14 protein-coding genes are annotated in these 14,093 nt (G+C 45.8%); 6 read left to right on the top strand and 8 right to left on the bottom strand.

Going from position 1 to position 14,093, the window contains the following annotated elements:
- Positions 1–39: 39 nt before the first annotated feature.
- Positions 40–552 carry a tRNA adenosine(34) deaminase TadA gene (tadA, locus tag FKN88_RS12000; protein ID WP_170905333.1) on the top strand — a complete coding sequence of 171 codons (513 nt, stop codon included), beginning with the start codon at positions 40–42 and terminating at the stop codon, positions 550–552.
- A gap of 94 nt (positions 553–646) precedes the next feature.
- On the opposite strand, the gene FKN88_RS11995 is transcribed toward tadA, so the two are convergent.
- Positions 647–778 (bottom strand): hypothetical protein, encoded by a 132-nt coding sequence (locus tag FKN88_RS11995; protein WP_004395771.1) that lies wholly within the window; start codon positions 776–778, stop codon positions 647–649.
- Between the two features lie 319 nt (positions 779–1,097).
- Positions 1,098–2,606, bottom strand: coding sequence for a membrane-bound lytic murein transglycosylase MltF (gene mltF, locus FKN88_RS11990; RefSeq protein WP_306687652.1), 1,509 nt, complete (start codon positions 2,604–2,606; stop codon positions 1,098–1,100).
- A gap of 342 nt (positions 2,607–2,948) precedes the next feature.
- On the opposite strand from mltF, the gene purL reads away from it, so the two are divergent.
- Both purL and FKN88_RS11980 read left to right on the top strand, forming a co-directional pair.
- Positions 2,949–6,845 (top strand): phosphoribosylformylglycinamidine synthase, encoded by a 3,897-nt coding sequence (gene purL / locus FKN88_RS11985; RefSeq protein ID WP_306687651.1) that lies wholly within the window; start codon positions 2,949–2,951, stop codon positions 6,843–6,845.
- A gap of 244 nt (positions 6,846–7,089) precedes the next feature.
- Positions 7,090–7,341 carry a DUF3622 domain-containing protein gene (locus FKN88_RS11980; protein ID WP_158144151.1) on the top strand — a complete coding sequence of 84 codons (252 nt, stop codon included), beginning with the start codon at positions 7,090–7,092 and terminating at the stop codon, positions 7,339–7,341.
- 108 nt (positions 7,342–7,449) lie between these two features.
- Here the strand turns inward: FKN88_RS11980 and FKN88_RS11975 are convergent, their stop codons facing one another.
- From FKN88_RS11975 to tsaA, 4 genes are all read right to left on the bottom strand, one after another.
- The gene (locus FKN88_RS11975) at positions 7,450–7,641 is read right to left on the bottom strand and encodes a DUF4250 domain-containing protein (RefSeq protein WP_040904594.1); all 192 of its coding nucleotides are present in this window, start codon (positions 7,639–7,641) and stop codon (positions 7,450–7,452) included.
- Positions 7,642–7,643: 2 nt separating this feature from the next.
- Entirely contained in the window at positions 7,644–7,847 is a 204-nt protein-coding gene (locus FKN88_RS11970) for a YaeP family protein (protein WP_004395765.1), read from the bottom strand.
- Between the two features lie 262 nt (positions 7,848–8,109).
- Complete coding sequence (locus FKN88_RS11965; protein ID WP_158138042.1) at positions 8,110–9,831, bottom strand: proline--tRNA ligase; 1,722 nt, start codon at positions 9,829–9,831, stop codon at positions 8,110–8,112.
- Positions 9,832–9,923: 92 nt separating this feature from the next.
- Positions 9,924–10,619, bottom strand: coding sequence for a tRNA (N6-threonylcarbamoyladenosine(37)-N6)-methyltransferase TrmO (gene tsaA / locus FKN88_RS11960; protein WP_161438454.1), 696 nt, complete (start codon positions 10,617–10,619; stop codon positions 9,924–9,926).
- Positions 10,620–10,737: 118 nt separating this feature from the next.
- On the opposite strand from tsaA, the gene FKN88_RS11955 reads away from it, so the two are divergent.
- From FKN88_RS11955 to FKN88_RS11945, 3 genes are all read left to right on the top strand, one after another.
- On the top strand, positions 10,738–10,992 hold the full coding sequence (locus FKN88_RS11955; protein WP_154168816.1) for a type B 50S ribosomal protein L31: 255 nt from the start codon (positions 10,738–10,740) through the stop codon (positions 10,990–10,992).
- 3 nt (positions 10,993–10,995) lie between these two features.
- Positions 10,996–11,121: a type B 50S ribosomal protein L36 gene (gene ykgO, locus FKN88_RS11950; RefSeq protein ID WP_040904587.1), complete on the top strand. Its 126-nt coding sequence runs from the start codon at positions 10,996–10,998 to the stop codon at positions 11,119–11,121.
- Positions 11,122–11,379: 258 nt separating this feature from the next.
- The gene (locus tag FKN88_RS11945) at positions 11,380–12,969 is read left to right on the top strand and encodes an AbgT family transporter (RefSeq protein ID WP_158138044.1); all 1,590 of its coding nucleotides are present in this window, start codon (positions 11,380–11,382) and stop codon (positions 12,967–12,969) included.
- Positions 12,970–13,091: 122 nt separating this feature from the next.
- On the opposite strand, the gene FKN88_RS11940 is transcribed toward FKN88_RS11945, so the two are convergent.
- Both FKN88_RS11940 and FKN88_RS11935 read right to left on the bottom strand, forming a co-directional pair.
- On the bottom strand, positions 13,092–13,538 hold the full coding sequence (locus FKN88_RS11940) for a YaiI/YqxD family protein (RefSeq protein ID WP_154168812.1): 447 nt from the start codon (positions 13,536–13,538) through the stop codon (positions 13,092–13,094).
- Positions 13,535–13,837 (bottom strand): hypothetical protein, encoded by a 303-nt coding sequence (locus tag FKN88_RS11935; protein ID WP_158139018.1) that lies wholly within the window; start codon positions 13,835–13,837, stop codon positions 13,535–13,537. Before FKN88_RS11935 ends, FKN88_RS11940 begins: the two co-directional genes overlap by 4 nt.
- Between the last annotated feature and the right edge of the window lie 256 nt (positions 13,838–14,093).

Below are 14,093 nucleotides of genomic sequence, written 5' to 3'. Positions count from 1 at the left end.
CCAGGTTGTTTAGGTATATCATTTGTGTAAGAGGTTTTTATGAGCGACAGTCCTTCTTTGTTTTCCCAACAAGATGAAGTCTTTATGCGTCGTGCGATAGCGCTTGCTGCCAAGGCCGAAGCGGAAGGCGAGGTACCCGTTGGGGCGGTATTAGTCAAAGATGGTCAAGTGATCGCTGAGGGTTGGAATCGCTCGATTGGTGGGCATGATGCGACGGCTCATGCTGAGATCCAAGTGTTGCGTCAAGCTGGACAAGTGTTACAAAACTATCGTCTATTAGATACCACTTTATATGTCACCTTAGAACCATGTCCAATGTGTGCTGGCGCTTTGTTACACAGCCGAGTTGCACGGATTGTTTACGGCGCGCCAGATCTCAAAGCGGGAGCCGCAGGAACGGTGCTGAATTTGTTTGCGAGTCAAGCGGCTTACCATTACGCGGTCATTGAAAAGGGGTTATTAGAAGAGCAATGCCGTACTCAACTGCAAGCTTTTTTCAAACGTCGTCGGCAAGAAATTAAAGCTCAAAAAGAGCAACAAAAACAAAGGTAAGATAAAAATAGTGATGGGATGTGTTTCTGAGAAGGGGGCTGGCAAACATCTACAGCCTGATTGAGTCTTTGTGTAGATGTTTGCTGATATCCGATCAGTCTATCAGTTGCACGAAGGCACGATGACGTGCGAGCACTTTCTTCTTTGTGTTCGCCAGCATGCGACGGCGACGATTGGCTGATACTGCTTTGTTCAGGAGTTTTGATTGACGTTTTCGTTTCAACATAAACACCCTCCTATTATTATAAAAAATAATTAAACTTATCGATCCCTTACCACTGGAAGTTGCAGCCATGCGGATGGACTTTTTCATGGAGGCTGTAACTAGAAGTAGTTAGGGGGGATTCACTCACTTTCCGCCTACCTGCAACCTCAAGTCGTTTGGGTATAGCAAGGTAGGAGTAAAGTGTATCAATACTTTATTACCGTTAAATTTCACACTAGATATTTATGATTTTTAAGTATAAAAATCAAGATATTTTATTAGCGAACACCGAATTTTGTTGGGTAGATGATGAGACCGGTCGCTGTTCGCTAATCAGGATTTACTCGGCGTCGACGTGATGGTCATTACTCTCATCCGCGCTCTCTTCTGGCTCGATAGTAATCACTAACAAGTCATCGATTCCGAGATCGGTATCGCTGCTGTGATGTGGATCCATATGGCCGATAATACTTTGATAATAGCGACGGATGTTTTCAACATAAGCGCGAGCTTCATCCCCACGAGCATAACCATAACGCGTTTGCGAGAAATATCGTTGTTGACGCAAAAGAGGAAGACGATCTTTAACATCGGCCCAAGAATCCGGCGACCCACCTTGTTGGCGAGTTAGACGGCGAGCATCCATCATATGCCCATAGCCAATATTATACGAAGCCAATGCAAACCAGATTTTTTCATGCTGCGGAACACTGTCTGGAATGCGTGCAACCATTCTGCGTAGATACTCGACACCACCTTGAATCGATTGCTCTGCATCGAGTCGATTGGTCACTCCGACACTGCGCGCCGTTGGTAAGGTGAGCATCATCATTCCGCGAACGCCGGTTGGCGAGCGAGCAATCGGATTCCAGTGTGACTCTTGATAAGCCACCGCAGCAATTAAACGCCAGTCAAATTCTTCTGAATATTTTTGAAACAGCGGTGCCCATTTAGGTAAGCGAGTTTCCAAAGCACGGATAAAGGCGCGAGTATCCACATAGTCAAAGTTACCAACATGACCAATGTATTTCTCTTCTAAAGAGGCTAAGCTTCCAGATTGTTTGAGATTACCGAAAAACTCAATCATTAACGCATATAAGCTTTCATCATCTGAACGCCGCATAAACCACGAAATAGGCTGGTCTTCGGTCATTTCAAAGGCCATCGCGATATCTGGATAAATACGTTGTGAGAGTGAAATTTCTACTGAGTCTGCCATGGTAAACAGCAGCTCACCTTTAGAGACCTGTTTCAATAGCTCACTCACATCACTATTATTATCAATCACGTATTGAAAATCAGGATAACGCTCGGCAACGCTGGCTAATGTCGTAGTAAAATGAGAGTCGTTGACGATTTTAAAAATAGGCTGCTGATCATTATTTGCCAACAGTTCATCTTGTCTGGCGATTAACTGATTAATGTTACGAGGTCGCCATTGGCCAGGTTTATACACCACCTGTTGCGATACATAGTAATAGGCTGGCCCAGCGCGATACTCTTTTAAGCGCTGTTCTGATTGACTTAACCCAGCAGCAATAATATCTATCTCGCCATTTTTTAACGCTGGAAAGAGACTCGATGTACGATAGGCCGGTTTCATTTCTAACCGTACCCCTAGTTCACGAGCAAACTCTCTTGCTAATTCATAATCAAGACCCGCGGGACCATCTGGGCCAATGAAATAGGACAGCTGATTATTCAACGTACCGACTCGTAATACGCCTCTCTCGCGGATTTTTTCTAGCTCACTTTTCGGCTCAGAGTCAATTTGGCAGCCGCTGAGAACGAGCAGGGTTAATGCTAGCCATAGCGCACGATAGAAAAACGTGAAAGAAAATGGGGTCATTGATTAGCGATCTCTTACATCCGGTATGTCTTTATACCAAACCCGAGGCGTTGAAGGCAAAGTTTATACACCATCGCTCAGGAATAGGAACTTAACGACCTTATTTTTCTGAGCTTCTTGAACAACCTTGTCGAGCGAGCAATGAGGGCTGGTGCAAAATATACGAAAAAATGGCGCAAACGGTTGCTTTTAGTGTTACGTCACAAAAAGAAATCCTCTATAATGCCCTCGCAATAATGAGTCGACATTGGTATTTGTTTATTAATTCATACATAACCATTTGTAATTTAATGAACTTATTCCAATTTCATCTTAATCACTTGTATATAGAGACCTAAGCTCATGAGAATTTTGCGTGGCTCCCCAGCGCTTTCTGAATTTCGCATTCAAAAACTGCTCGAAACGTGTCGTCAACAAGACCTACCAGTTACTGGTATCTATGCTGAGTTTATGCATTTTGCTGATCTTAATGCTGAGCTCGACAGCGCTGAACAGAGTAAATTGCAACAATTACTCACTTACGGCCCAACGATTCAAGAGCACCAACCGCAAGGTTTACTGTTGCTAGTCACGCCGCGTCCCGGCACCATCTCTCCTTGGTCTTCTAAAGCCAGTGACATTGCTCATAATTGCGGCTTAGGCAAAATTAAGCGCTTAGAGCGTGGCACGGCTTATTATATTGATAGTCAGAGCCCACTGACTGAGGCTCAAAAAACTGAACTAAGTCAATTACTTCATGATCGGATGATGGAAGTGGTATTCAGTGATTTAGAGTCGGCGAGTGCCTTGTTTACTGTCGCTGAACCAGCACCATTGTTACCGGTTGATATCCTCACCGGCGGCCGCGCTGCGCTTGAACAAGCAAACGTTTCCCTTGGTTTGGCATTAGCAGACGATGAAATTGACTACTTAGTCGAGAGTTTTACTCGTTTAGGTCGTAACCCTAATGACATTGAGTTAATGATGTTTGCGCAAGCTAACTCTGAGCATTGTCGCCATAAAATCTTTAATGCCGATTGGACGATTGATGGCGTAGAGCAGAAAAAATCGCTGTTTAAGATGATCAAAAATACCTTTGAAGTTACCCCTGATCACGTCCTTTCTGCTTATAAAGATAACGCTGCCGTTATGACCGGTTCTAAAGTCGGCCGTTTCTTCCCGGATCCCGATTCTCGTCAATACACTTATCATCATGAAGATGCCCATATCTTAATGAAGGTAGAAACGCATAATCACCCAACGGCTATTTCACCATGGCCCGGTGCGGCAACGGGTTCGGGCGGTGAGATCCGTGATGAAGGCGCAACCGGTATCGGTGGTAAACCGAAGGCTGGATTAGTCGGTTTCAGCGTGTCTAACCTACGTATTCCTGGGTTTGTTCAACCGTGGGAAAGTGATTTTGGTAAGCCAAGTCGGATTGTCACCGCGTTAGACATTATGCTCGAAGGTCCACTAGGCGGCGCGGCGTTTAATAATGAGTTTGGTCGTCCTAACTTATTGGGCTATTTCCGAACCTATGAAGAGCAAGTGATCTCTCATGCGGGAGAAGAGGTTCGCGGCTATCATAAACCGATTATGATCGCTGGTGGGATGGGCAATATTCGCGCAGATCATGTGCAGAAAAAAGTGATCCCTGTTGGTGCGCAGTTAATTGTGCTGGGTGGCCCAGCGATGAATATTGGACTTGGTGGTGGTGCGGCATCGTCGATGGCATCGGGTCAATCAGCAGAAGATTTGGATTTTGCTTCTGTACAACGTGAAAATCCGGAAATGGAACGTCGCTGCCAAGAGGTTATCGACCGCTGTTGGCAAATGGGTGACGCTAACCCGATTGCCTTTATTCATGATGTTGGGGCGGGGGGTATTTCTAATGCCCTTCCTGAGTTAGTCAATGATGGTGATCGCGGCGGTAAATTCCAACTCCGTGATGTGCCCAACGATGAACCGGGCATGAGTCCACTAGAAATCTGGTGTAATGAATCTCAAGAACGTTATGTGCTAGCGGTTGCTCCAGAAAACATGCCAGTGTTTGAAGCGATTTGTAAACGTGAACGCGCCCCTTATGCGGTGGTTGGCGAAGCGACTCAAGAGCGCCATTTAACCCTTGAAGATAGCCATTTCGATAATACGCCGATTGATATGCCGATGGATATTTTGCTGGGTAAGCCACCGAAAATGCATCGTCAAGCCACTACGCAACAAGTACAAAGTCCGGCGTTAGACCGCTCTAATATTGAGATGAATGACGCTATTGATCGCGTCCTACGCTTGCCAGCCGTGGCCGAAAAAACCTTCTTAATTACCATTGGTGACCGCTCGGTAACTGGATTAGTGGCACGTGATCAGATGGTGGGGCCTTGGCAGGTGCCAGTAGCGAACTGTGCAGTAACCGCGGCCAGTTACGATACTTATCATGGCGAAGCGATGTCCATGGGCGAGCGTACGCCAGTTGCGTTGCTCGATTTTGCTGCTTCAGCACGCTTGGCGGTTGGTGAAGCGATCACCAACATTGCCGCCACGCATATTGGTGATATTAAACATATCAAGCTGTCTGCCAACTGGATGTCACCAGCAGGACACCCTGGGGAAGATGCTGGGCTTTATGCCGCAGTCAAAGCAGTTGGTGAAGAGCTTTGTCCGGCATTAGGGTTAACCATTCCCGTCGGTAAAGACTCCATGTCAATGAAAACCCAATGGCAAGATGATCAAGGGCAATCTCAATCAGTGACGTCACCATTATCACTGGTGATTACTGCTTTTGCTCGGGTGGAAGATGTGCGCAAAACCATCACTCCTCAGTTGAGAACCGATAAAGGTGAAACAAGCTTAGTTCTGATTGATTTGGGTAATGGTAAAAATCGCCTTGGTGCAACAGCGCTGGCTCAAGTTTATAAACAATTAGGCGATAAGCCAGCAGATGTTGATAACGCTGCGCAGTTAAAAGGTTTTTATAGCGCGGTTCAAACGCTGGTCGCCCAGCAACAAGTGCTCGCTTATCACGATAAGGGCGATGGTGGTTTACTGGTTACGTTAGCAGAAATGGCCTTTGCTGGGCATTGTGGGATTGACGCTAATATTGCGCCATTGGGCGATGACCACTTAGCGATTCTGTTCAATGAAGAGCTTGGCGCTGTATTGCAGGTGCGCAACGAGGCGCTGACTTCAGTACTGGCTACCTTAGCGAATCATGGATTACAAGCCTGTTGCCATGTGATTGGTACGGTAACGAACTCGGATACGTTACGTATTACTTCAAATCAGCAAGTTGTGGTTGAACGTAACCGCACCCAGCTACGGACTATTTGGGCAGAAATGACCCATAAAATGCAGGCATTGCGTGATAACCCACGCTGCGCTGATCAAGAGTTTGCGGCTAAGCAAGATAACCTTGATCCGGGCTTGAATGCTCAGTTAACGTTTGATGTCCAGCAAGATATTGCCGCGCCGTATATTGCTAAGGGAAGCAAACCCAATATGGCTATCTTGCGTGAGCAAGGGGTCAACTCACACGTGGAAATGGCTGCTGCCTTCGATCGCGCTGGCTTTAATGCCGTCGATATTCACATGAGTGATATTTTAACGGGGCAAGTCGCTCTTGATGAGTACCATGGTTTGGTCGCTTGTGGCGGTTTCTCTTACGGAGATGTGCTCGGTGCTGGTGAGGGATGGGCGAAATCAGTCTTATTTAACCCCCAAGCTCGTGAGCAATTTGAGCGCTTTTTCCAACGCCAAGATACCTTTTCATTAGGGGTATGTAACGGTTGTCAAATGCTGTCTAATTTGAAAAGCTTGATTCCGGGCGCTGAGTTATGGCCACGGTTTGTGCGCAATGAATCTGAGCGTTTTGAAGCGCGCTTTAGTTTGGTGGAAATTCAACCGTCGCCGTCACTGTTTTTTAATCAGATGGCTGGTTCACGGATGCCGATTGCCGTTTCTCATGGTGAAGGCCGAGTAGAAGTGCGTGATAGCCGTCATTTAGACGCGATAGAGCAATCTGGTACGGTGGCGCTGCGTTTTGTGGATAACCATGGTCAAGCGACTCAACAATACCCGAACAACCCGAATGGCTCGCCAAATGCGATTACTGGCTTAACGACCCAAGATGGCCGAGTGACGATCATGATGCCGCATCCTGAGCGAGTATTCCGTACGGTTGCCAACTCATGGCATCCTGATCATTGGGGAGAAAATGGTCCTTGGATGCGTATGTTCCAAAATGCGCGTAAAAACCTCGGTTAAGTTTACTTTTTAATGGAGCGATGCTCGCGCTCTAATACCCCATCAAGCCGCGGTTCGTCTGCGGCTTGATGCTATCGGTTGAGCGTAAAATTTTGCAAAAAAAGCGGAAAAATAGTGAAATTTGTGCTCTAATGCCGCGCTTACCAAGGGATGGTGTTCAACATATTCAGCGGCTAAGCCAGTCGGCTCTAAGCGCGATTAACGTTGATGAGTAATCCCTTCTTCTTCCCTTAGGAAAATGAAAATGTCAGACAGTAAAAAATTCACGATTAAAGTGACCGAAAAGAATAATGGTTGGGCGGCAGAAATTGTTCGTCAAGTTACCTCCCGTCGCACCGTCGTTTCAAAGCGCGAAATGGGTTTTGAGAGCGAAGCACAGGCACAAGCTTGGGCTGAAAAAGAGTTGATTGGTTTTATTGAAAGCCAAGCTAAGCGTAATGAGCGCAAAGCCGTTGCAAGAAAAGAAAAACAAGAGAAACAAGAGAAACAAGACTAACGCGTTTCGTTTCGTCGACTTGTTGGATGATAAAAAACCCACTTCAATTTGTGGGTTTTTTACATTTATGGCCCATACCATCTTGTCTATCAAGTCGAGCTATGCGTATTAGCGAAACTGACCAACCTCAGGTAAAAACTCAAACCCCGCATTGGCCAAGCGTGCTTCTAATGCCTGACGATCGATAGCAAAATGATCACTCAACTTATCAAGGTCACCAGCAAACTCATCGCGCAGCTTCATATTAACGATACTCATCAGCATGATGGGATCCATATTCGCAAAATTGTCGAGCATCATGCTTAGTCCTCAAAATCAGAAATGAGCAAATTGGCAGCAGCGAAAGCGGCTTTTTCTTGAGTGTCTTTAGGCAGAGTCGGATCGGCAGCAATATCATTTAAGGTTTTTACTGCGCAGGAGATAGCTTTAGGGATATAGCCTTGATCGCCACTGCCAATTTGTGCGTACAGCTCGCGGACTAAATCACAACAATCGTAAACTCGCATCTGGGTTTCCTATTGATAGATGATAACGGTTCGCAATGATACACAGGGTATGTTCAGAAAACAAAATCATTCTCTCGTTTCCGACTTGAAGCGATAAGGGCTCTATACATTGATGGTGAATAGATAGTCTTGGAACCCGCATGGGATAGAACTGATTTTTGCCGTTTTTAAGGTGGAGCTTTTAAGCAGCATCGATAAAAAAGGCTGCCATTCAGCAGCCTTCATTGAGAATGAGTGATGGATGATCATCCACTCACATCGCTTATCTATCGCCCAATTGCTCGTGAATAAAGCTCACCATATTGGCCATAGGGACGGCAGATTTTTCACCACTGCGACGATGTTTATACTCAAAGTTGCCTTCATCCATGCTGCGATCACCGATGATGATCGTATGCGGAATACCGATCAGTTCCATATCCGAGAACATCACGCCTGGGCGCTCTTTACGATCGTCAAACAAGACTTCAATACCGGCTGCGGTTAATTCCGCGTAGAGTGTTTCCGCTGCTTGTTGAACTCGCTCAGATTTGTGCATGTTCATTGGTACAATCGCGACTTGGAAAGGGGCGAGTGCATCTGGCCAGATAATGCCGTACTTATCATGGTTTTGCTCGATGGCTGAAGCCACAACACGAGAAACCCCAATCCCATAACAACCCATTTCTAAAATAGTGTGTTTACCATTGGAATCGAGTACGCCACAGTTCATCTTTTCCGAGTAGTTAGTCCCTAACTGGAAGATATGACCCACTTCGATACCGCGTTTCAGCATCAAGGTTCCTTTACCGCATGGGCTTGGGTCGCCTTCAACGACGTTACGCAGATCTTCCACTTTCGCTAGCTCAACATCACGGCCCCAGTTAATACCGAAGTAGTGTTTGCCGTCAATATTGGCACCCGCGCCAAAGTCACTCATCACCGCTACAGTGCGATCAACGATAAATGGTAGCTGAAGGCCGACTGGTCCAAGAGAACCAGGACCTGCACCAATCAGCGCGCGAATTTCTTCTTCGCTGGCCATTTCTAATGGAGCGGCAACTTCAGCGAGTTTCTCTGCTTTGATTTCATTGAGTTCATGATCACCACGGATGATCAGTGCCACGATAGGGGCATCGATCTCATCAGAGGCTTTGACAAACAGTGTTTTAACGGTTTTCTCGATCGGTAGACCGTGCTGCTCAACCAATTCAGCGATGGTTTTTGCGTTTGGCGTATCAACCAGCGTCATTTCTTGGGTTGGAGCTGGGCGCTCGATTGCTGGCGCTACCGCTTCCGCTTTTTCAATGTTGGCTGCGTAATCTGACTCAGTAGAGAAAGCAATAATGTCCTCACCACTTTCAGCCAGCACGTGGAATTCATGCGAACCGTTACCACCAATCGCACCGGTATCGGCTAATACGGGACGGTAATCCAGCCCCATACGATCGAAGGCTTTACAGTAAGCGTCGTGCATCGCTTGGTACGATTTTTCTAGACCGTCTTTGTCGATATCAAAGCTGTAAGCATCCATCATACAAAATTCACGGGCACGCATCACACCAAAACGAGGGCGGCGTTCATCACGGAATTTGGTTTGAATTTGGTACAGGTTCAACGGCAGTTGCTTGTAAGAGCTGACCTCGTTACGAACGAGGCTGGTTATTACTTCTTCAGCCGTTGGGCTAAGAACAAACGGACGAGTATGGCGGTCAGTAAAGCGAAGTAGTTCCGGGCCCATTTTTTCTGAGCGGCCGGTCTCTTCCCACAGTTCAAACGGCTGGACAACGGGCATCAAGGTTTCAATCGCACCGGCGTTATCGATCTCTTGACGAACGATGTTTTCGACTTTACGCAGTACACGCAGACCAGTAGGTAGCCAAGTATAAAGACCTGAAGCCAGCTTACGGATCATACCTGCACGTAACATGAGCTGGTGGCTCACGACTTCAGCGTCGTTTGGAGTCTCCTTCAGAGTAGAAAGAAGATATTGACTGGTACGCATTCTATGGTATCCGTTTCATCATGATTGAAAAGCCCCTCATCGTTATGAGGGCGTAAAATTAAGCCTTGTATAATATCAGCCAATCGGCTTTGTCAAAAGCGTTCAATGCTCGTTACTGTCACTAACTTATCGAGAACGGTAAATTTCACATTCAAATTGAACAAATTGACCGCATATTCCTTATTGTCCAGTTGGTTTTTCTTGTAGGCGGGACGTGGATCTTGCGCTAAAACCTGCTCAATCACTTGTTGTTCATGGTGATGCCCCGTAAGTCTATTGAGTTGTGTTTGTGCTTGAGGGGAGAAAACCACAGGCAACCGCTCTGGTTCATGGTCGGCATAGCCTCCGGTCGCTTGAGGAATTGCATCCGAGTATGGAATATAAGGCTTAATATCAATCACTGGTGTGTGATTGACCAAATCGACACTGCCTAATTCAAGAAACAATTGCTCACCTTGTTTGGTTATCCCTTTTAGTTCAACGGCAGACATACCGATGCCATTCGGGCGAAAGGTTGAGCGGGAAGCAAAGACTCCAACCCGTTCATTGCCACCAAGGCGAGGTGGTCTTACCGTTGGCTTCCAGCCTGCGGCCAAATTTTGATCAAATAAGAACAGTAACCAGAGATGAGAAAATTGTTCAATGCCACGCACGGCTTCAGGGGTATTCGCCGTCCCGAGGAGTTTTAAACGTGCGGTTGCGGCGGGCACTAAGCGAGGTTGACGAGGAACCGCAAATTTTTCTTGATAGGGACTTTCAATAATACCAATAGGATCAATTGTATACATAACCGAACGCTGAATAATAAGAATGAGACATGCCAACATAGCACATTTTTTACTTGCATTTTCAGTTGATAATGATTATTAATTGATATGTTATAATGTATCAATTTTCGGAGGGGCTATGAAAGTAGGAATTCATCCTGAATATCGACCAGTGGTGTTTCATGATACCAGTGTTGATAAATATTTTATGATTGGTTCGACATTAAAAACCGATCGCACGATCGAGTGGCAAGATGGCAAAACTTACCCTTATTTTACGGTCGAAGTTTCAGCAGAATCGCACCCTTACTACACGGGTAAGCAGCGTGTGATTCAAAAAGAGGGACGTGTGGCTAACTTTAATCGTCGCTTTGCTCAATTTACCAAGGAATAAACCATGAAAGTCTTAAGTTCGTTAAAAAGCGCAAAATTACGCCATCCAGATTGCCAAATTGTCAAAAGACGGGGCCGTTTGTACGTGATTTGTAAAACCAATCCGCGCTTTAAAGCCGTGCAGCGTTAAAAATTGGACAGGATCATGAACAGCGAAAGGAAGGCGGTTTAGGTTCGATCACAAAACACGTTAAACAGTAATGACTCATCAGATGATTGATTTACCGATTAATCATCTGATTTTTTGTTTAAAATTGGTTAAAAATAAGACTGAAATTTACACTTTGTAACATGTTCAATTTTTACTTATTCGTTTCCTCAAGTAATCTGCGCTCGATTTTGACATTTTTGTCACATATGAGTAGGAATAATAACAAGGAGGGAACAGATGAGTTCATCTGCTTCGATTAATCAACCAGCACCGAAAAAACCGCGCTTTACACGGTTTTTAGATGCTGTGGAATATTTAGGGAATTTATTACCTCATCCCATCACACTGTTTGCCATTTTTTGCGTGGCAATTTTAGTCGCCTCAGGTATTGCTGGTTATTTTGAAGTATCGGTTGTCGATCCCCGACCTGAAGGTGCAAGAGGTCGTGCTGCCGATGGTATGATCCATGTGGTCAGCTTACTGAATGGCGATGGTTTACAGCGCATTGTGACCAATCTTGTTACTAACTTTACCGGTTTTGCTCCTTTGGGCACGGTGTTAGTTGCCATGCTGGGTGTCTCGATTGCTGAGCATTCTGGCCTGCTGTCTGCTGCGATCCGTGGCATGGTGATGGGCGCTTCAAAACGCATGGTTACGTTTACGGTTATTTTTGCCGGTATCATGTCTAACACGGCGGGTGAACTGGGTTATGTGGTGCTTATTCCACTTGCCGCCATGCTGTTCCATTCATTGGGGCGTCATCCTTTAGCTGGCTTAGCGGCTGCGTTTGCGGGTGTTTCTGGTGGTTATTCTGCCAACCTACTCATTGGTACGGTCGATCCGCTGCTTTCTGGGATTACGGAAACGGCGGCGCGAATTTTGGACCCAGAATACATCGTAGGCCCAGAAGTAAACTGGTACTTTATGGCGGTTTCCACCTTCTTTATTGCAATTGCTGGTGCTTGGGTTACGGAAAAAATTGTTGAGCCTAAATTGGGTAAGTACAATGTGGCTGAAGCGGGTGATGATTTATCACAAGATAAAATGGGCTTTTTGACCGATGTGGAAAAGAAAGGCTTAAAATACGCTGGATTTGCCACCGTCGTTGTCTGCGGACTATTAGCTTGGACGATTGTGCCGGAAAATGGCGTATTGCGTCACCCTGAAACCGGGCTGGTTGCGGGTTCCCCGTTCTTACGCAGTATCGTTGCTTTCATCTTTGTGTTCTTTGCTGTTCCTGGCTTTGTCTACGGTAAAGTCGTTGGTACGATGAAAAATGACCGCGATGTGATTGATGCGATGGCAAAATCCATGTCCTCAATGGGCATGTATATTGTGTTGGTATTTTTTGCCGCTCAGTTTGTAGCATTTTTTAGCTGGACTAACTTTGGTCAAGTGTTTGCTGTCGGTGGTGCTTCCTTCTTGCAAACCATTGGTTTGACTGGTCCAATGCTGTTTTTTGCTTTTATTCTGATGTGTGGCTTTATTAACCTGATGATCGGCTCGGCTTCAGCACAATGGGCGGTCACGGCACCTATTTTTGTGCCTATGTTGATGCTTGTTGGCTATGCACCGGAGACCATTCAAGCGGCGTACCGTATTGGTGACTCTGTGACCAATATCATTACCCCCATGATGAGTTATTTTGGTTTGATATTAGCGATTGCGAGTCGATACATTAAAAATCTAGGCATTGGTACGCTGATTGCGGTCATGATCCCTTATACGATTGTCTTTACATTAGGTTGGAGTTTACTGTTCTTTGTATGGGTGTTTGTGCTGGGTATGCCTGTCGGGCCGGGCGCTGCAACCTATTATATTCCTTAATCTTTTCACTTTAACGAAAGAGTAAAAACAGGCTTAACGCCGCTGCGATGATGAAAATGGCAGCGGCGTTTTTTGATCGTAAACAGGGGCATCTCGATATGACCAAGATTATCTGACAACGTTTAGCGTCGGCGAGTCAACCAGCGATCGAGATGGTTGGCGAATTCACGTCGCTCGGTTTGAGATAACGCATTGGGACCACCCGTTTGAATACCGCTTGAGCGCATGGTATCGAGAAAATCTCGTATGTTCAGCCGAGCTTTAATGGTTTCAGTGGTAAACAGCTCTCCTCGTGAACTCAGTGCTAATGCACCTTTCGTGATCACTTCGTCGGCTAATGGGATGTCTGAGGTGATAACTAAATCTCCCTTTTCGACTCGCTTAACAATTTCATTGTCGGCAATATCAAACCCAGCAGGAACTTGCAATGCAATGATATTACTGCGTTTAGGGAGTGGGATTTGATGGTTAGCAACAAACGTACATTCTACTCCCGTACGTTCAGCGGCTCTGATCAGGGTTTCTCTGATCACCTTCGGACATGCGTCGGCATCGACCCAAATTTTCATCTTGATTCCTTCTGATTGGTCAGTTCGGCGGCTAACTGTTCGACTCTAGTACTGAGCATCGCGAGTTGCTGTTCAAGTTGGGTAATACGTTGTTGATCCGTCAGTGGAGTAACGCTATTGGCCTCAACCTTTGGGACTCGTTGGGCTTGTTTCCAACTTGTTATTGCTGCAATAAGGACGGGGATTGGCAGCGAGGTGCTAAGGCGAGATTTCACCAGAGCCACCGTTGGCGCTTTTCCCTGTTGTTGTAATTGCGTGAAAATAGCCTGTAATTCATGCGATAGATCTTTACTGAGCATATTCTGTCCTTGTGTCATGGATAGTGCCTATCTTACCCATAAATGATGGCTTCGTGTTGAGTTTTCTCTTCTCTCAGTCTTTGTTCTTTTGGTAGCAAAAGAGGGCGTTGCGTGTAAGAGATCGCTTACCTGTGATGTGCGAGAAAAGCGCTACGTTATTGAAGTCTTAAGATATGAAAATTCTAATAGATTGTTTTATAAGTGATTAAATTTAATGTTGAACTATTTGAGTGATATGAAACTTGAACTTGGGATT

The organism is Vibrio sp. 2017_1457_13, from assembly GCF_030851525.1.
Classification (GTDB): Bacteria; Pseudomonadota; Gammaproteobacteria; order Enterobacterales; family Vibrionaceae; genus Vibrio; species Vibrio metschnikovii.
This window is presented reverse-complemented; position numbering and strand designations above follow the sequence as displayed.